Source organism: Psychrobacter sp. DWR1-2-3 (assembly GCF_049896465.1).
Classification (GTDB): domain Bacteria; phylum Pseudomonadota; class Gammaproteobacteria; order Pseudomonadales; family Moraxellaceae; genus Psychrobacter; species Psychrobacter maritimus.
In genome coordinates, this window is the sequence record NZ_JAFCUJ010000002.1 from 423430 (window position 1) to 442171 (window position 18742).

General features: G+C 42.5%; 18 protein-coding genes. 11 read left to right on the forward strand and 7 right to left on the reverse strand.

Annotated elements, in window-relative coordinates; all coding sequences use genetic code 11:
- Nucleotides 1–36: 36 nt before the first annotated feature.
- The 5 genes from ACP7AA_RS04945 to ACP7AA_RS04965 form a co-directional block, all read right to left on the reverse strand.
- A complete protein-coding gene (locus tag ACP7AA_RS04945; RefSeq protein ID WP_426222794.1) occupies nucleotides 37–2262 on the reverse strand; it encodes a PhoX family protein in 2226 nt (741 codons plus the stop codon).
- Nucleotides 2263–2481: 219 nt separating this feature from the next.
- On the reverse strand, nucleotides 2482–3369 hold the full coding sequence (locus ACP7AA_RS04950; protein WP_426222795.1) for a hypothetical protein: 888 nt from the start codon (nucleotides 3367–3369) through the stop codon (nucleotides 2482–2484).
- A gap of 54 nt (nucleotides 3370–3423) precedes the next feature.
- On the reverse strand, nucleotides 3424–3966 hold the full coding sequence (locus ACP7AA_RS04955) for a DUF3124 domain-containing protein (protein WP_426222796.1): 543 nt from the start codon (nucleotides 3964–3966) through the stop codon (nucleotides 3424–3426).
- Between the two features lie 17 nt (nucleotides 3967–3983).
- Nucleotides 3984–4685: a potassium channel family protein gene (locus tag ACP7AA_RS04960; RefSeq protein ID WP_281491420.1), complete on the reverse strand. Its 702-nt coding sequence runs from the start codon at nucleotides 4683–4685 to the stop codon at nucleotides 3984–3986.
- A 112-nt stretch (nucleotides 4686–4797) separates the two neighbouring features.
- On the reverse strand, nucleotides 4798–6378 hold the full coding sequence (locus ACP7AA_RS04965; protein WP_426222797.1) for a TrkH family potassium uptake protein: 1581 nt from the start codon (nucleotides 6376–6378) through the stop codon (nucleotides 4798–4800).
- Nucleotides 6379–6783: 405 nt separating this feature from the next.
- Here ACP7AA_RS04965 and ACP7AA_RS04970 point away from each other — a divergent pair, with 405 nt between their 5' ends.
- Nucleotides 6784–7029, forward strand: a complete 246-nt coding sequence (locus ACP7AA_RS04970) for a LysR substrate-binding domain-containing protein (protein ID WP_201626044.1) — start codon at nucleotides 6784–6786, stop codon at nucleotides 7027–7029.
- 16 nt (nucleotides 7030–7045) lie between these two features.
- Here the strand turns inward: ACP7AA_RS04970 and ACP7AA_RS04975 are convergent, their stop codons facing one another.
- Nucleotides 7046–7816 carry an ABC transporter ATP-binding protein gene (locus ACP7AA_RS04975; protein ID WP_281491418.1) on the reverse strand — a complete coding sequence of 257 codons (771 nt, stop codon included), beginning with the start codon at nucleotides 7814–7816 and terminating at the stop codon, nucleotides 7046–7048.
- Nucleotides 7817–8063: 247 nt separating this feature from the next.
- Here ACP7AA_RS04975 and ACP7AA_RS04980 point away from each other — a divergent pair, with 247 nt between their 5' ends.
- From ACP7AA_RS04980 to ACP7AA_RS05000, 5 genes are all read left to right on the forward strand, one after another.
- Complete coding sequence (locus tag ACP7AA_RS04980) at nucleotides 8064–9782, forward strand: phosphoethanolamine transferase (protein ID WP_426222798.1); 1719 nt, start codon at nucleotides 8064–8066, stop codon at nucleotides 9780–9782.
- 74 nt (nucleotides 9783–9856) lie between these two features.
- Nucleotides 9857–10543, forward strand: coding sequence for a response regulator transcription factor (locus ACP7AA_RS04985; RefSeq protein ID WP_426222799.1), 687 nt, complete (start codon nucleotides 9857–9859; stop codon nucleotides 10541–10543).
- 123 nt (nucleotides 10544–10666) lie between these two features.
- Nucleotides 10667–11980 carry a sensor histidine kinase gene (locus ACP7AA_RS04990; RefSeq protein ID WP_426222975.1) on the forward strand — a complete coding sequence of 438 codons (1314 nt, stop codon included), beginning with the start codon at nucleotides 10667–10669 and terminating at the stop codon, nucleotides 11978–11980.
- A gap of 198 nt (nucleotides 11981–12178) precedes the next feature.
- Nucleotides 12179–12586: a diacylglycerol kinase gene (locus ACP7AA_RS04995; RefSeq protein WP_426222976.1), complete on the forward strand. Its 408-nt coding sequence runs from the start codon at nucleotides 12179–12181 to the stop codon at nucleotides 12584–12586.
- Nucleotides 12583–13299, forward strand: a complete 717-nt coding sequence (locus ACP7AA_RS05000) for a PAP2 family lipid A phosphatase (RefSeq protein WP_426222800.1) — start codon at nucleotides 12583–12585, stop codon at nucleotides 13297–13299. Before ACP7AA_RS04995 ends, ACP7AA_RS05000 begins: the two co-directional genes overlap by 4 nt.
- A 125-nt stretch (nucleotides 13300–13424) precedes the next feature.
- On the opposite strand, the gene tnpB is transcribed toward ACP7AA_RS05000, so the two are convergent.
- The gene (tnpB, locus tag ACP7AA_RS05005; protein ID WP_426222801.1) at nucleotides 13425–14579 is read right to left on the reverse strand and encodes an IS200/IS605 family element RNA-guided endonuclease TnpB; all 1155 of its coding nucleotides are present in this window, start codon (nucleotides 14577–14579) and stop codon (nucleotides 13425–13427) included.
- 563 nt (nucleotides 14580–15142) lie between these two features.
- Here tnpB and ACP7AA_RS05010 point away from each other — a divergent pair.
- The 5 genes from ACP7AA_RS05010 (at nucleotide 15143) to ACP7AA_RS05030 (ending at nucleotide 18710) form a co-directional block, all read left to right on the forward strand.
- Entirely contained in the window at nucleotides 15143–15541 is a 399-nt protein-coding gene (locus ACP7AA_RS05010) for a cytochrome b/b6 domain-containing protein (protein WP_426222977.1), read from the forward strand.
- Between the two features lie 22 nt (nucleotides 15542–15563).
- A complete protein-coding gene (locus ACP7AA_RS05015; RefSeq protein ID WP_201565587.1) occupies nucleotides 15564–16238 on the forward strand; it encodes a response regulator in 675 nt (224 codons plus the stop codon).
- Nucleotides 16239–16305: 67 nt separating this feature from the next.
- The gene (locus ACP7AA_RS05020) at nucleotides 16306–17760 is read left to right on the forward strand and encodes an ATP-binding protein (protein WP_426222802.1); all 1455 of its coding nucleotides are present in this window, start codon (nucleotides 16306–16308) and stop codon (nucleotides 17758–17760) included.
- A gap of 82 nt (nucleotides 17761–17842) precedes the next feature.
- A complete protein-coding gene (locus ACP7AA_RS05025; protein WP_426222803.1) occupies nucleotides 17843–18394 on the forward strand; it encodes a PepSY domain-containing protein in 552 nt (183 codons plus the stop codon).
- Nucleotides 18384–18710, forward strand: a complete 327-nt coding sequence (locus ACP7AA_RS05030; RefSeq protein WP_426222804.1) for a hypothetical protein — start codon at nucleotides 18384–18386, stop codon at nucleotides 18708–18710. The genes ACP7AA_RS05025 and ACP7AA_RS05030 overlap by 11 nt, the downstream gene beginning before the upstream one ends.
- The last annotated feature ends 32 nt before the right edge of the window (nucleotides 18711–18742 follow it).

The following is an 18742-nucleotide window of genomic DNA, read 5'->3' on the forward strand; positions in this document are numbered from 1 at the left end:
GTTCTTAAGTGCTACTACTGTTAAGTGCTACTATTTTTAAGTGCTAGTAGTTGCGGTATCAAATGACTCAGCCAATATCACATCGCCATCTTCACGCGTAATCATGACCGTCGCTGAGCGCGGGGTACTGCCACCCGCGACGGCGCCCCAGCTATTGCCTGGATGTTGAATATTAATAAAGAGGGTTTTAAAGTCTGGCGTCATGGTGATACCAGTCACCTCGCAGCCCTCAGGACCGACGAAAAAGCGTTTGATATTGTCATTGCTGGCAGGCATGCCGACTCGGGTTTGCTGCCCTGCTGAAGTGGTCTTAAGCGAACCATCGCTGACTTTGCCCGGTAGTGCCGCGAGCAACATACAACTGCTGGTATCCGTATAAGCGCCATCATCTGTCTGAATCCATAACACCCCGCGTGGATCAAAATACAGTCCGTCTGGCGATGATAAATCGTTGTTGTCATTTAGCTGTGATAAGTTCTCCGCTGACAAATCACTTGGCGAGGCAAACAGGTAGATATCCCACTCAAAACTTGTAGCTGCATGATCGCCACCTGTTTCTGCCCAGCGAATGATATGACCATTGTCGTTACCACGCGCTTTGCCGCCAACTTGATAGCTGCGTGGATTCGACGCTGAGAGCGGTTGATCATCACTTATGCCGCGATATTTATTATTGGTCAAGGTCACATATACATCACCAGTTATGGGGCTGACCGATACCCATTCAGGTCGATCCATCTTGGTTGCCCCGACTACATCAGCAGCGGCACGGGCAAAGACCAACACCTCATCTTGTCCATGAAACGGCAAGACAGTATTAGAGGCATCCAGTCCATTTTGACCATGGACAAGTGCTTTCCACGCCCCGCTGCCATCTTCATTAAAAATAGCAACATATAGCGTGCCATCGTCCAAATATTTATTGCCCGCTTTTAAGCCGCCACCGATATCAGCATTTGACCACATTGACTTGGAGACGAACTTATAAATATATTCGCCGCGGGCATCGTCACCCATATATAAGACCACGGGTTTACCTTGCTCAACAGGCGCATAGGCACAGTTTTCATGAGCAAAACGACCCAATGCCGTGCGTTTTTGCGGTATAGAATGTTGGTCAAAAGGGTCAATCTCGGTGATATAACCAAAGGTATTGAATGCATGACGGTAGTCATCAGCAGCGCTGGCACCGACGGCGGTCATATCCCAACGTGAAAACTCGTCAGGGATTGCAGCATCTTTGGCATCAGGCGTATGCCACAGATATTCCCAACCGGGGAAATCCTCTGTCGCCCCGTAGCGTTCACGACCGTAGTTGTGTCCAGTGCTCAATTGATTGGCATCTTGTCCACGGGCAAAAACCCCTAAAAAGTTCTCTTCTGTGGTCAGATAAGTGCCCCAAGGTGATAATCCAGCACCGCAGTTATTATTAATGCCGCGAGTTTGAAACCCTGTCGGATCAAACTTGGTCTTAACCAAATCAGATCCTGCAACAGGACCTGTTAATTGGGCAGTCGTACTGCTGGTAATGCGGCGATTGTATTTCGAATTAGGCACCATCTCATAACCCATACCATCAGTGCGGCGGCGCATCTCAACCACCGCGACCCCATGACAGTTGACCTCACGGCGCACATCACTTGCAAGGCGACGGTTTTGAAAAATTGCCGCAGCATTATTATCTTGGATGACATGATAGCCAAACGGACTCAGCTCACTACTGTTTACATACTCATGATTCATCACCAGTAGACCATTCTCTGACGCTTTGGCATCGTACGCATTGCCGTTTTTGCCAAAAAACCACATGCCATCATGGTTGTCACCCATACGCCACTCAAACGACTCAGCGGACTGCTCACGATTGTCTTTCCAATCATCGATACCAGATATCAGCGGCATGCCTAGTGGTAATATCATCTCGGCTTTATAACCTGCTGCCACGCTCATGGTGTCAGCTTTTGAATGCGGTACGGCTGTAAACTTCAAAGTTTCAGGACGTTTTAAGTCACCTTGCGCAGGAATAGCGGCACTGTTATCGTCGCTGGGTTTAACAGGTAAATTGCTATCATCATCGTCGCTACAGCCGACCAAAGGAAGTGCCCCAAAAAACGCCGCCGCCGTCAACCCCGTGCCACCTTTGAGGATACTGCGGCGATTCATACGGCGATTGATAATGGTTTGAAAGTCAATATTATCAGTCGGGTTAGAGTCTTCAACAACTTCGTGCGCAAGCGTTTGCTTGTTATTCAATGTGGTCATGTTCAGTCACCTTGTTAGGCTGGATTTAGTAGGCTGAGTTGGCATAAAAAATATCGCGGCGTTATCGTTGTAACGACCAATATATGATTTATGTTTGAGTCTACTGAAACTCCATGACAACTTGATGACAAATTTTTAGATAATAATCTTTAACAAACCATGCTGTTTTTGATATGTTAATCTAAGCATATAAAGTGCTACGTTGCTTATATTTACGCCTTAAGAGCAACCTTCGACCAAATAGATAGCATCTGGTAACCCAATATCAATACTTTCGACCTCTCCCTTTAACAAACTTTGCTTGCCTGCCGTCCACTCTGTTGAGTTAATTCTATAATCATTAAGCTTTTGACCGCCCTTGATATGATATTCAATCTGTATGGGCAACTTGTCTTCTTCATTATTCAGCTTGATGTTTTCGGCTTTTAACAACTCTCCGAGTTGGGGCTCTTTTAGCACCTCGAAGTTAACGTTAGCAATCAGGCTATAGTAGTCACCATCAACCGCATACTTATCGACTTCATAAGCCAGCTCGTTATTATGCGCTTTTATCGCCTCTGTCACTGAATCACCAACATGGATGTCTGTATAAAAGGGTATGTTTGGATCCTGAATAGTAATAAGAGCAACTTTGTTATCGATGATTTGATAGAGCACAGAGGCACGTTTACCGTACTCTTTATCCACATAGTTCAGTGCTGGATTACTGACGTAATAGCATTGCTCGTTGTCAGTTTTTTCTTTGGTCAGTCCTAGCTCATTTAGTAATGCAGAGGTAACAATCTGCCCAAAGCTTAGCTTTTGGTAGCCTGATGGATTGACGGTTTTATCATTGGATAACTTTTCTGCTTCGTTATTCTGTGCTTTATCCGCATTAGCAGGACTTATAGGCGCAGGATTTATAGAACTAGAATTGATAGACGCATTATCTTTCTCAGCCGTATTTTTATCTATATTATCCGCTTGCGCCGTGGCATTATCATTTTCATTTGAATTTGCAGGCTGCGAGTCACAGCCTGCCAGCAGTTGCGCCGTACCGAGCAATACAGTGGTAAACAGTACTGTTTTAATCGTTGCTAAAGATGAGCCGTGGGTAAAATCTAACATGGCAACTCTCCTAAATTTGGATTATCCATATTAATAAAGCATAAACAACCTTCACTACAAAACCGGCGTACCCTGCGTACTAAAAGCAAAGCCTTTATTGCTAAAATTACCAATCATTACCGCCTCGATGACGGGCTTGACGGTTTCATCCATGCCTTCAATTTCAATGATAAACTTTGCCCCAGAGCCCCCTTTATCCTCTTCTTTTTCGACGATATAATTTAACGTCGCCATGGCGGGCAGCTCGATAGGCTCTGTTAAATACGACTTTACAAGGTCGCCATCGGTACTGTAATAATCTATCTTATTAATATAGAGTGATTTTTTTAAGGTGGTATTGCGCACGCTTAAGGTCGCTGATAGTAAAACCTTACGATTATCCCTATCGGTATAAATATCTGAGTAAATTGGTACATAAAAGGTTTGTTTATAGCCAAACTGGCTGTGATCGACTTTTTTAGAGTGCTTCTCAAGTTCTTGAATCGGGTCTTGGTGCTTCTCTGAAAACATGACATTTGGGTTTTGTTTCGACTCATCACAGCCGCTGAACAGCATGAGACTGGCAAGACACAGCACGGATATGCAGCACTTATTCATAACGTTATCCCTAGCGATTAGTGTACTTTAACCCCTACACTACGTAAAAAAGTATTGATATGTTTGTTAGCGCCATATACCACTAGCACATCATTTTCTTGTAGCACTTGCTCTGGTGTGGCCAATCCCTGAATGCTAGGTTTGCTCTGCTGACGGCCAAAGCTGTCTTCATAATGCTCATAGCGCATGGTACTCAATAGCTTGATATTAAACTTATTTTCTAGCTGTAATGTCGCTATTTGTTTGCCAATCAAAGGAGTAGGAATAGCAATCTCGACAATACTAAAGTTGTCAGTCAATTCAAAAGAATCAACGAAATAGCGCAATGACAGCCGTTTTGCCCAGCGCATCGCCGATTCTTTTTCAGGATGAAAAATATCGTCAACCCCAATCGCTTGCAGTACTTTTTCATGTAAGGGGTTGATACTACGACTGATTAAGCGCTTTGCTTTTAAAGTTTTAAACAACGCCGTTGCCATAATGTTGGCCCCTTCGTTTTCCCCAATCGCCACCACCACTATATCGGTATCCATAATAGGCAAGCCATTGACCGTATATTCGTCGGTGGCATCCATGCAGATAGTATGAGTGATGACTTCTTTATACCCTTCAACCTTTTGCATGCTGTTATCAATGGCGACGACTTCATGACCTTGGCTCGTCAACGCCATGCCTAACGAAGACCCAAAACTGCCCAAACCTGCAATGATATATTTCATAATATTCCTTGTCACTCATGCCACCGTAAAAGCAGCAATTGCGACGTGTTTAGTTAATGCCTAATAAGTTATAAATTATTTTTTTAAGTAACATTTTTTAATTAACATTAAGTTAATTGATAGTAATCTCTTCAGTCGGATAACGATAGTTACGCTGATATCTATTCTTCAGTAGCGCAATAAATATCGTCAACATTCCCACCCGCCCGACAAACATAATCACCGAGACAACCAGCTTATTAAAGGTCGATAGCTCGGTGGTCAAATTCAAGCTCAAACCAACCGTGCTATAGGCAGAAAAGCATTCGAAAATGACTTTAATCAAATCAAGCTCGGGCTGATCGTAACTGATAAGGGTGACCCCCATGCCAATCACAAATAAAGACAGCCACATAATGGAAAACGCCCGGCGGATAGAGATGTCAGCAATCTCGCGCTGAAACACTTCAACCTTGGTCTGACCACGGGCTAAGCTCAAGGTATTTAGCACCGCAATGGCAAAGGTGCTGGTTTTTATACCACCGCCAGTAGAATTTGGTGAAGCACCAATCCACATCAAAAAAATCGTCAGCATAATAGTCGGAAACGCAAGCGCATCCATATCGGCAATATTAAAACCTGCGGTACGTGGAGTTGCCGCCGTAAACAGCCCTGTGATTAGCTTAGCGTAAAAACTCTGATGCTCAGCAAGGATGCCGTTGTATTCAAACAGCATGACCCCGACCACACCAATTAATAATAAAGCGCCAGAGGTAATTAACGTAATACGGCTATTGATACTCAGTAGCCACGGCTGATAGCCGTAACGTGGGTCATTTTGGAAAATCGCCCTTTGGGCACGGTGACGCAGATAGCGCAATAGATTGACGACAATGATAAAACCCATGCCGCCAAATAAGAAAGTGGTACTAATGATAAGCTGTAAAGGATAGTTAAAGCGCAGTGACTCATCGTATAAGCCGGCGCTAAAGGTTGAGAATCCTGCATTACAAAAGGCAGAGATGGCATGAAATATCGCAAAAAACAGCCTTTCTGCAAAGCTCATCCCTGGTAAATCATAGATACTAATATAAATCAAAATCGCAGCCAGTGCCTCAACCCCAAAAGTCACATATAAAATGGACTTTAGGGTGGTGACCATATCGCCCATCCGCCGTGAGACGTTCATTTCACTGATACTAAGCTGCGTCTCATAACTGACGCCGCCCTTAAAAAAGTAACTAAAGTAGGTCACAAAGGTCAGAATACCCAAACCGCCAATTTGAATCAGCCCGATGATAATCAGTTGCCCAAACGTCGTAAAACGGGTCGCCGTATCCACCACAATCAGCCCTGTCACACAGACTGCACTGGTAGCCGTAAATAGCGCATCGACAAAGGATATCGGCTCAGTGGTGGCATTAGGCATCATCAGCAATAAAGCTCCGACCAATACCACGGACAAAAAACTTAAGATAAAAAACTGACCCGGGTTTAAAAAAGCCCGATTAAGGCTGAAATTATTGTCCGATATCTCACGGATAAAGGTGACAAAAACAGCAATCTTAATCGCAATAAAACCATCTACCGGCATCGATAATCCGGAGCGCGCCAGCTCAAAGAAATGCACCGCCAATAGCACAACAATAGCGATACTGGTTAGTAAATCGAAAACTGCAACTTTATTGACCGACAAGCGCGACTTTGAGCGCATATAGCGCCCTACCGTAGCCACAAAACCCAATAAAATAATCGTTAAATAAAAAATATGAAAAATATGCTGTAGCCATGTCGTGAGCGTAAAGTAAAACCACTATCGACTAAGGCAATTCCAACGCCAATGGCGCCAATAACAATCGTGAACTTATTCAACAGCCGATACGGTAGGGCTGGATGCATAGCCTAATTCCATGAAAGGAGTAACGATAATACTTATACGCCTTTTTTTTACCATCCCCTAAAAATTCTTTAAAAGAATCGTAACCAGTTATGACATTTTTAATACTTATCTTTTGTTCAATATATAACCTCTCAGTATTCATTATTAATACAATAAATTGATACCGACAGACAATTTATAGCTGCCAAATAAAATGGCTAGCGTCGGGTTGCCGCTGATGTGTGGTGGGTTGAGAGTCAGTGGGTGATTATTGAGCTTGTTCAACGTAACTTCGGCTGGGCATTGGTGCCTGAGCATATTCTTGTTGATGCGTTAAAAGATGGCTCTTTGGTATCACCAAAACTGGATTTTGATAAGCACAGTTGGCCCGTTGCGGTTGAGCTCATTTGGCATAAAGAAAAGCCTTTAGGTAAGGCTGGGACTTGGTTAAAAAAGGCAGTCATCGCCTTAGATCAACAAGCATAATGGCTTTTATCTATAGTCAATTCAATGGATCAGCTTGAGATATACCGTTGGCAAATAAGCTTAAGATATTGCGACGTTTGATATTGAGCTGATTTAGAATGAAGTTGGTGACGAAATCATTGGCGGGATTGTGTATGATTTCAGCGGGCTCAGTGAATTGCGCCACTTTGCCATCTGATAGCAGTAGGATGCGATCAGATAACGTCATCGCCTCTTCTGGGTCATGGGTGACAATTAAAGTAGTCAGCTGATAGCGCACGGCAATTTCACGAATGCGCTCTTTGACGGTTTCCTTAATTACCCCATCTAATGCCGACAAAGGCTCATCTAACAGTAGTATTTTGGGTTTCATGACCAGCGTACGCGCCAGCGCGACACGTTGCTTTTGACCACCTGATAGCTGATGAATGCGCTTATTTAGGTGTGCCTTAATATCGAGTAAATCGATCAACTCATCGACTTCTTGTTGTGTACTGACACTAGGATTATTACGCAGACCGTATTCGATATTTTGTTTGACATTAAGATTGGGAAATAACGCATAATCCTGAAAGACAATATTAAACCCTCTTTGTCTCATAGAGACGCGGGTAATATCTTCGCCGTTATAGGCAATGCGGCCGCCGCTAATGTCAGTTAAACCCAAAATCATATGCAGTAAAGTGGTCTTGCCACAGCCGGATGGCCCTAAGATTGAAACTATCTCACCCGTGTTAATTTTGAGTGAAAGATCCTCGAATATCACCTTATCATCATATCTCTTTGTAACGTGTCTTAGCTCTAACATATCCACTCACCTAATCGCTTATGATTAAAATTTAACTATTCATCTTGGATAGGTCAGCAGTGTATCTAGCAGATATGACACTTCGATGAAAAAAATGATAAAAAATCGCGTAAAAGGTTTTTGCATTTTTTGTTTTCTTAATATCAACAACCCATTATTTGACCCCGTCACCTTAACGTCTTCTTAACAAGCTAGTTGTTAATGTAAGGAATATATATTCCCTATAACTCTGTTGAGAAGTCTATGTATGTTGACACTTCAAGCACTTAGCACCAATACCACTAAAGCTGATGCCAAAAAAAGCATCATAAGCAGATACTTTAATCGTGAGATTCATCTTAATTATCTGATTATTATCGTTGCGCTATATTTGGTGGCTACTGCCAATATGAGCTTTTTTCAGCAAGTATTAAGTATTTATCCTTTTAGCAGTAATATTGGATTTATAATTTCTATCACCTGCTTACTGTTTGGATTGATATGGCTAGTGCTACAGCTATTGTGTTATCGACCAATCGCAAAGTTAGTGCTGATTGTGATGGTATTAATAGCGGCAGTATGTGGTTATTTTACCGATAGCTATGGGACGATATTTGACCATAATATGCTGGTCAATAGCATGCAAACTGACCAAGCAGAAGCGATGGGCTTGATAGCTCCGAGTTTTTTTATTCGCCTCTTTTTATTGGGTATATTGCCTGCTGTTATCATTGCTAACATTCGTATCAAGCGTACGCCATTACGCCGCGCATTATGGCAACGAGCGCTTACTTTGATACTTTCTATCGTATTAATAGCAGTCTGCCTACTGCCATTTGGCGACCAATACGCCACTTTTTTTCGCCAACATAAAGTGGTGCGTAGTTATACCAATCCTATTACCCCTATTTATTCTGTCATCAAACTAGGCACCGATTACGTCGATGAACTGCGTCGTCCTGACACCTTAATCCCACATGCAACAGATGCCAAACGCACCATGCCCGTCGCTAGCAATAGTACAGCTAAGGTAAAACCTAAATTGATGGTATTTGTCGTGGGTGAAACGGTTCGTGCTGATCATGTTAGCTTAAACGATTATGAGCGCGAGACTATGCCACTACTTGCCAGCAATCCAGATATTTACAGCTTTCAAAATGCGACCTCTTGTGGCACATCTACCGCTTATTCGGTCCCTTGCATGTTTAGCTATGCTGATAGAAAGGATTATGATGCCAGTAGTGCAGACTATAATGAAAATGTGCTTGATACCTTGCATAAACAAGGTATCAACGTAACTTGGCGCGATAATAATTCTAGCTCTAAAGGGGTTGCTGATAGAGTGACTTTTGAGGATTATAAAACGCCTAAACTTAATCCTGACTGTGATGGCGAATGCCGTGATATTGGCATGCTTAATGGCTTTGATAAACTGGTAAAATCAAATATAGTAAATTCGAATGCACTGCCAAAAGATACGCTTATCGTGTTGCATCAAATGGGTAATCACGGTCCTGAGTATTACAAACGCTATCCTAAAACCTTTGAAGTTTTTAAACCCGTTTGTATGACCAATGAGCTGTCTAAATGTGATGGTCAGTCGATTATTAATAGCTATGATAATGCGATTCGTTATACTGATTATTTTTTGAATAACGTTATCAATACGCTAAAAGCTTATGAGCAGGATTATGACGTGGTGATGGTATACATCAGCGATCATGGAGAAAGTTTGGGTGAAAACAATATCTACTTGCATGGCTTGCCGTACAGTATGGCGCCAAATGCTCAAAAGCAAGTGCCTGTGATTGTCTGGTCACCTGCGAGTAATGGCATCGATAGCATTAGCAGCAATAAAACCAGCCTTGCTAACATGATTAAGCAGCCCGTATCTCATGATTTTATTACCCCCACCCTACTTGGCTTTTTTGGTATCACGACCGATGAGGTAGCTGCCGCACCGACTTTTTTTAAGGCTGCCAATTAGACCTTTTTAGGGTTTTTTAAGACTTTTAAACCTATTTTATTAGCGCCCTGTTGGCATTTATGCACGAGACATGTATGTACAAGATACTCGTTATTGAAGACAATCCTGATATTGTCGCCAATATTTACGCTTTTTTTGAGCCCAAGGGCTTTGAGCTGGACAATGCTCATAACGGGATTAGTGGTTTGACGCTCGCCTCGAATAACCGTTATGACGTTATCTTATTGGACGTCATGCTACCGGGTATGGATGGCACCAAACTGTGTAAAAAGCTCAGAGAGGAGCTACATGATAAAACCCCCGTATTGATGCTGACTGCTCGCGATACTATTTCGGACAAAGTAGCAGGTTTCGATAGTGGCGCGGATGATTATCTGGTCAAACCCTTCTCATTGGTTGAATTGGAATCGCGCATAAAAGCCCTGATACGCCGCCATCAAGACAGTCACTTTGAGCACAGTATCACAGTCGGCAAACTGTCTTTAAATACGGAGGTACACACGATTGTTCGTGAGGGCAAACCTATAAAACTGACGCCAACTGGGTTTAAGATATTACAGATACTGATGAGCGCGGCGCCGCGAGTGGTCAGCAAAAACGAGTTAGAAGAAAAAGTATGGGGTGAGGATATTCCAAGTAGCGATGCGCTGCGAACCCATGTGCATAGCGTACGCGCACAAGTCGATAAACCGTTTAATAAAACGATGATAGTGACTGTGCCTGGGATTGGTTATCAAATAATTGATCCGGACAAAGAATAAAAGACGATCGTAATATTGATAAGATTAAGCGACTCAACGCTATTCTGAGTGCTCTTGCTACTCTTTCATCTCGTTTTACCTACTGCTTGTCATTAAGAAGTACATACCATGTTAGTAAAGACAATGTTTAGCATCGACTCCATCGCCAATAAATTTCGCATCTCCTACTTTCTGTTTGCCTTGTTGCTTTGCGCCACTTTCGTCAGTATTTTTATGTATGCTGAAATGAAGCTCGAGCAAGAGTTGGTCAAAGCGCGCTTGATTCAACAATTGGCACTCAGTCAAGAAAAAGAAGGTGAGCAGCAAGTTTATATTGCCAATCCCGGTATCAAAATCTATGACTATGATAGTGCACCTGCTAATCTAAAAGCCATGGCAACCGATACGGTGCAAGAAACGCCGGTCACTGTAGATACCGAATCAGGCAGTATCAACACTAACTTGCATTTTTTTCTCTATCAACAAAATAACCAAAGCTATATTCTAACCTACTTAGAAGACAGTGCAATGGTGATGAAAAGCTATCCTGTTTTAGCGATATTTGAGCAATTAGAAGATATATTTGTCAATGCATTAATAGTTGCCGTCATTTTAAGCTTACTCATTGCTGCGATATTCTCTCAGCTGTCCTCAAGGCAAATCACCAAGCCTTTATTAGACTTAAAAAAAGCCGTAGAGACTGACCATCAAAATTTAACCGAATTGACTCATTTGCCATCCGAGGTTGGCGTTTTGGCTCGCGCCATTGATGAGAAAAACCAAAAGCTTGAGCAGTACTTAAAGCGTGAGCAATTATTTACCGGTGATGTCAGCCACGAATTGCGCACGCCCTTGACCATTATTATGGGCGCATCAGAAGTACTGGCATCACAATTGGCCGACGACAGTCACTTGAGCGAATTTACCAATCGCATTAGCAATACCGCCAAAGAGACCTCTGAGATTATCACCGCTTTACTCTTACTCTCTCGTGCACCTGAAAAACTGGACACGCCGCACACATCTATCAATAACATTGCGGTTAATGAAGCTGAGCGTTTAAAGTATTTATTACGCTACAAGTCAGTCACGTGCACCGTCGTCGCTGAACAAGAATATTTCGCCTATGTACGACCTGAACTGCTAAAAATGGCATTAGGGAATCTAATAAAAAATGCCTTTCAATACACTGATGATGGTGAAGTTATTATCAGTATTGACGCTGAGAAAATCACCGTCACCGATACAGGTCTTGGCATTCCTGAAGCCATGATGCCATTGCTATATGAGAGATTTGAGCGTTTAGAGTTACCACATAATGATAAGCAGTCGGATAAGATTGAAGGTACAGGTTTAGGTCTTAGCATCGTGCAACGCATTATGACGCATATGGGCTGGAAGCTAACCCACCAAGCCAATACTACAGGCGGCAGTACCTTTAGTATTTATTATCAATAGTTTTAGGAGAAACTTAACGTTTTCTTAATACGCCCTATTTTATACTCAGTGCTTACTGGTTCCATTTACTCTTTTTAAATGGTTCGAAATCTACCGTATGCACTGATTTTAATAGACTATTAAGAATCCAATATGAACCAAGTCAACCCCATTCATATCAGTAACAATCAAACAAACTCCCATTCTAAAAACTCAGAAATGCCTGATACTTTCATTGTAGCTGATAGCTTTGCCAGTCATGCAAAAGGTAAAAAAGGACTTTCTCGTATCGTTAACGCCGCAGGGTATTCTTTAGATGGATTTAAAGCGGCTTATAAATTTGAAGCAGCGTTTAGACAAGTGCTATGGCTCAATCTAATCTTATTCATGGTCATTATATTTATGCCTTTTGGCACCAGTATCAAGATGATGCTAGTCATCGCCTCGTTTTTATCTTTGATTGTCGAGCTTATTAATACCGGTCTTGAAGCCAGTGTTGACCATACGTCAACGGCAAAGCATCCATTGGCTAAAATAGCCAAAGATGTCGGTTCGGCGGCACAATTTTTGGCATTACTGCTGTTATTTGTCTTATGGTCAATGGCGTTAATGAGTGTGGTACTTTGAAAGCCTATTCAGCTAATTGGGTCTGGTTAAAGCTACTGTGTTTAACCATTATTGCAACGCTAACATTTGAGCATAGCGCGTTAGATGTGCGTATTAATGAGCTCTTTTACGTAAATGGACATTGGCTTTTAGAAAAAGGCGCTCAGCCTTATGCCTTTATTTTTTATGATGGACCCAAAGCTTTGTTAATTATATTGGCGATTTATTTACTGATTGTGTTAATCATTAGATATAAACAACCTGTCGATGTAAACCTGTCACTAAATACCGTAAAACCTCATAGATTGATGATTCCCCTACCAGCTCGGGAAATCTGTTATCTACTAACTATTATTATCTTAGTACCCACTAGCATTGCCTTATTAAAAGGTGTTACCCATGTTAGCTGCCCCAATCATTTGACGCTGTTTGGTGGTGAGCTGCCCTATCTTAACCTTTGGCAAAATATGGTTGCGAACACGCCAGCCAAGTGCTTTCCAGCCGCCCATGCAAGTGCAGGGTTTTCTTTATATGGATTAGCATTTTTACCTACTCTGCATAAGTATCGCTATAAAATATTTGCAGCGGTCACTGTTTTAGGCTGGACAATGGGACTTTACAAAATGCTCTTCGGCGACCATTTTTTCAGTCATACCTTAGTGTCGATGCTATTGTCATTGACGATAGCCTGCGCGCTTGCAAGTGTATTTTTTAAAAGGTCTACTATGCATTAATTCCCAGACTAAGATAGTTTCTTAAAACGCATTCAAATGAACTACCCGCTACCTTAGAGGTAGGGGTTTCTTAGGTAACGCTCTTACTTGACACGATATTCTGTATCAGCGGTTAAGCGAATCAACTAAGCTAACCCTGTCGCACCGACAGTTTTTGATTGTTTAGCCAGTAACAACCCTTGATGTAAGATATTGATACTGGCATTGATATCGCGATCATTTTTCTGCAAGCAACTTGGACAATTCCACATTCTAACCGACAGAGGTAATTCAGCTTTAGTCAGTAGATGATTGCAGTTTGAGCAAGTCTTAGACGATGGAAACCATCGGTCTATTTTGACAAGCGCTTTGCCATACCAGTCTGCTTTATAGGCAAGCATGGTGGTAAATGACGACCATGAGCTGTCACTGATTGCTTTTGCAAGTTTGTGATTCTTAACCATACCCTTGACGTTCAAGTCCTCAATAGCAATAACATCGTGGTTTTTAATGAGATTGAATGAGAGTTTATGTAGAAAGTCTTTGCGAGTATTGGTTATTTTCTCATAGACCTTGGCGACTTTTGTTTTTTGCTTTTGATAGTTGCGGCTCTCTGACAACTTGCGTTGATCCGCTTTAGCAACGGCTCTGCGTTTGGCTAGTATTTTCTGTTCACGCGCAAGCTTGTCTTGCAGCTTCGATAGAAACTTAGGATTAGCAACTTTCGTGCTGTCCGATAAGACGATAAAGTCTGTCAATCCTAAGTCAATGCCGATGTTAGAGTGGGTTTTTGGTAATTCATTAACGATGGTTTCAACCAGTAAGCTGACAAAATATTTACCTGATGGAGTATGGCTGATGGTGGCGCTCTTTATTAAGCCGTTTATTTCACTTGGGAATCTAGCCTTGATGTGACCTATTTTAGGTAGTTTAACGGTATTTTTAGTGACGGCTACCGTTCCTTTTTGATTGTTGGTGGTGTAACTGTCTTTAAACCCTTTTTTCTTGAACTTAGGGAATCGGGCGCCTTGCTTGAAAAATTTACTATAGGCAGCTCTTAGGTTTTGCTGCACATTCGCTAATGCTAAGCTATCCACTTCTTTTAGCCATTCAAATTCTTTCTTATACTGAGCAGGGGTGTTTTTAAGCTCGGTCTTATGTTCGTTGTAATGATCAATCTTGTCACTAAGCATCCTATTCCAAATAAAGCGTGTGCAGCCGAATGATTTAGCGAAGAATATTTGCTGATCCTCGTTCGGATATAGTCTAACTTTATGGGCTTTTAGGATTTGCTTTGGCATGAAATACTTATTGTTAGTTGGGGTTGTATTTATTATTAATTATACTACAGGTAGAGGTTGTTATCACCAACAACGCATTCATCTCACCACCTTAGAGGTGGGAGAATTCTGCGCTAAGATGTTAAAATCAATAAATTCTGGCAACGCAAACCCTTACTCTTTATACCCTCCATCAAATACTCCCTTTTATTACTCAAACTTTTATTGCCCTCTAAGCTCAGCTTAAGGTTGGTTTGTTTTAATAGTGCTAACACAGGCTATTTGCAATAAATCTAGCCTCATCGTGATAGACACGTTTATTTTAATAGCGTGTTATCGCCAGTAAATAAACTGACTACTAAGCGGGGTATAATGATGGGCCAGAACAATCATAGCGGTATAACCAACGACGCAAGTAAACCCTTTTCACAACCGTCTAAAACGAAGCAAGTAAGAGTTTGGGATATCCTTGTCAGAATCACCCATTGGGCAGTCGCTATTGGTGTTATTGCAAACCTATTGTTTACAGAGGACGGTAGCGATCTGCACGCATACGTTGGCTATACTGTCGTGGGTTAGTTGTCATACGTTTATTATGGGGCTTTGTAGGGACACGCTACGCTCGATTTAGCAGTTTCTTTCCTACTCCTTTACGTATCAAGCGCCATTTATCAGCACTCAGCGTCCGTCGTACCGATAAACAGCATCTTGGTCATAATCCATTAGCCGCTATTATGATGCTATCATTATGGGCGGCGATTATAGGGCTTGGAATTACAGGCTATCTGATGGAATCAGGAATGATGGGTAACGAAGATTTTCTTGAAGAGGTGCATGAATTATTAGCAAATAGCTTGTATCTATTGGTTCCTCTACACGTTATCGCGGCGCTTGTCATGAGTTACTGGCAACGACAGAATCTGATTAAAGCCATGATTACTGGTAATAAAACCATAGTAGATGAACCCTCTAAATCAGAATAAGAAAAATGATGGAGCATGGCATATGGCACGTATATTACTCATAGAAGACGATAGCACTATCGCCGACGGTATTATTCTGGGTTTAAAAAGTCATGGCATGATGGTCGATTGGTTCGATAATGCAAAGCAAGGTGAGCTGGCATTACAAGATAATATGTTTGATGCGGTTTTGTTAGATTTAAGCTTGCCGCAAGGCGACGGTATGACGGTATTAAAAAACTGGCGCGGCAAACAGATAGACACCCCTGTATTAATCATCACTGCTCGCGATGCCATCGCCAATCGCGTGGCCGGACTCAATGCAGGGGCTGATGACTATTTGATTAAACCCTTTGCCTTGGATGAAGTTATCGCTCGTCTGCAAGCACTGATGCGGCGCAGCCAAGGACGTAGCCAACCTGAAATTCGCTACGGTAACGTGACTTATCAGCCGCATAGCCAACAACTCTACCATCAAGGCAATCTTATTGAGCTTACGATTAAAGAGGTGGCAATACTAGAGCAAATGCTGACGCATCCTAAGCAGATTCACAGTCGGGCAAGCTTAGAGGACAAGCTCTATGGATGGCAACAAGATATCGAAAGTAATGCCATTGAAGTACATATTCATCATTTACGCAAAAAGCTTGGCAATGATTTTATTTTAACCAAACGTGGGGTGGGTTATTATTTAAATCCCACTTACAATCATCTATAGTGATTTAAAAGCTTAAACTTAAACTTAAAATCATAAAATCCTTCATCACCTTTTGCCCTGTGAGCCTATGAAAAGTATCCAACAACGACTACTGACGTCCTTATTGATTGGACTGCCTTTGCTTTGGTTACTCACCTCCAGCTTTATCGCTTGGCGGCTGTGGCATGAAATCAATGAGATGAATGACACCCAAATCACGCAAGTCGCCCGTTACTTAATCGGGGTATCTGCTGACGAGGAACATGATGACGACGATGACAATGGTAACGATGACCATAAGAAACAGTCACGCGCTGCCAAAATATATCACTTAAAAAGTAAGCAGCTATCCGGTGATCTTGGCGAGGCTGAAGATGATTACATGGGGTTCGCCATCTGGAATAAAGACGGTCGGCTGCTCATGGCGGACGAAAATGGGCAGTCATTTAAATTTCTCCCCGATCAACATGGCTTTTTAGAAGACCATCATCATGCCTATCAGCGCTTGAACCCTTTTAACCATCAATGGCGCTTGTTTTATATTCACGGTGAACATTCTGATAAGCACGAAAGCCGCGTGATTGCGGTTGGTCAAAACCTTGATTCTCGCCAGAAAATGATTGTCGAGACTATGTCGGTGCAGCTACTGCCTATGCTGATTGGGTTGCTGGCGTTCATGGGTCTTGTCGTTCTACTCATTCGCCGTGGCTTTAAACCTTTAACAGAGGTCAGCGCCGAGCTTGAACAACGTCAGCCACAAGATGACAGCCCTATCACCGCAGATGTCCCTAAAGAGATTCAGCCTTTGGTCAGCGCCTTAAACGTGTTATTTGTAAAAGTAGCTGACACTTTAGCGCGTGAGCAACGCTTTACGGCTGATGCATCACATGAGCTACGAAGTCCGCTTGCCGCCTTAAAGTTACAAGCGGATTTATTACAACAGCAATTACTGCAACTGTCAGAGATAGAGGACGATAGCCAACTGTTCTATCATACTCAAAAAATCAGTGAGGGTATTGAGCGCGCCAATCACTTGGTTGAGCAACTTTTGACGTTAGCAAAAATAGAGCCGCAGCAGCACCTGCCTGCTGAACAATTAGAAAAACCTGATTGGCTGGCTTTAACCGACGAAGTACTTAGTGAGGTTAATCGGCTGGCACGGGAAAAGCATATCCAACTCAAACGCACGGTGCTGTGTGACCATCCTGCCGATATTTTACCTATTCTAGTAAACCCCACCTTATTCAAATTATTAATTCGCAACCTCTTAGAGAATGCCATTCATTATTGCCCAGAAGGCGCTTTGGTGGAATTACAGCTAGATATAAATGCTATCCGAGTGCTCGATAATGGCAATGGCGTCGCACCTGAGCAGTTAGCACGGCTCAGCGAACGCTTTTATCGACCAGCCGGTCAGAGCCAAATGGGCAGCGGCTTAGGTCTATCTATTGCCAATCGGATTGTCGAGCTACATAACCTGAACTTAGCATTTGCCAACCGCCCTTCTCCAGAAACCGGCTTTATGGTCACTATCAGTAAATAAAGCCGCCTTGTCTTAAGTTTGAGTTAATCTTCACCGCGTATGCTACTTGTATTCCCTCATGATTTCATACGGAGTACAACTTATGAGCCTGCCATTATTAAAACCCTTGCTATTGACTATCGGTGCCTCTTCACTGGTCTTCTTTGGCGGTGTTATCGCATTAACGACAGCATCATCAGATTCTACTGATGTCTTATCAGCAGCAAATATTACCAATCAGCTGACTGCTGCTGTTAAACAGAACACTGCTATTGAGCCGCTATCGGCTGCGATGCTCACAAGCGACCAAGCAATCGCCTTAGCCAAGCAGAACCTTCCTAATGCAACCCTACAAGCGACTCCAGAGCTGGTTAACTACAACGGTGCCGTCGCCTATGAGGTGCGCTTAGATACCAACACCACTTATATTGATGCCAATCTCGGCTCTATCTTGAACCCTGTTAACACCAGTGGCGCTCTTATTGATAGCGACTATTCTGATTATGACGATGACGAAGATAAATACGAAGACCACGACAATGATGAGGCGAAACCCCATAAGAAAAAGCATAAGGATAAATACGATAAAGAAAGCGAGCGTCTGATTGCTACGAGCTATAAGCATGATAACGATGAGGATGACTATGATGATTAATTCTAAAGTACCTGCTACTAAAGCCACTCATAAAAACCTGAAAAAAGCCGATCCTATTGCGACGTTTAAAAATAGCATTCTCATCGCCTCGGTCGTTGGAACCATGGCAGGTTGGCTCATATTACTTGATCAAGAAGCCGATAGTTTACCTGCCAGCACCGCTATTCCTGTCAGCACTAGCATCTCAAACCCTAACGTCATAGTGGCTCAAACCCCAAATGGCGTTGATATCACGCAATTAAGACAAGTGAATGAAGTAGAACGCCCAGCGGTTGAAGCGATAGTGGTTGTCGCTCGTACCCGCTCTTCTCGATAAATAAAAAATGATGGGCTTAAAATGATGACCAA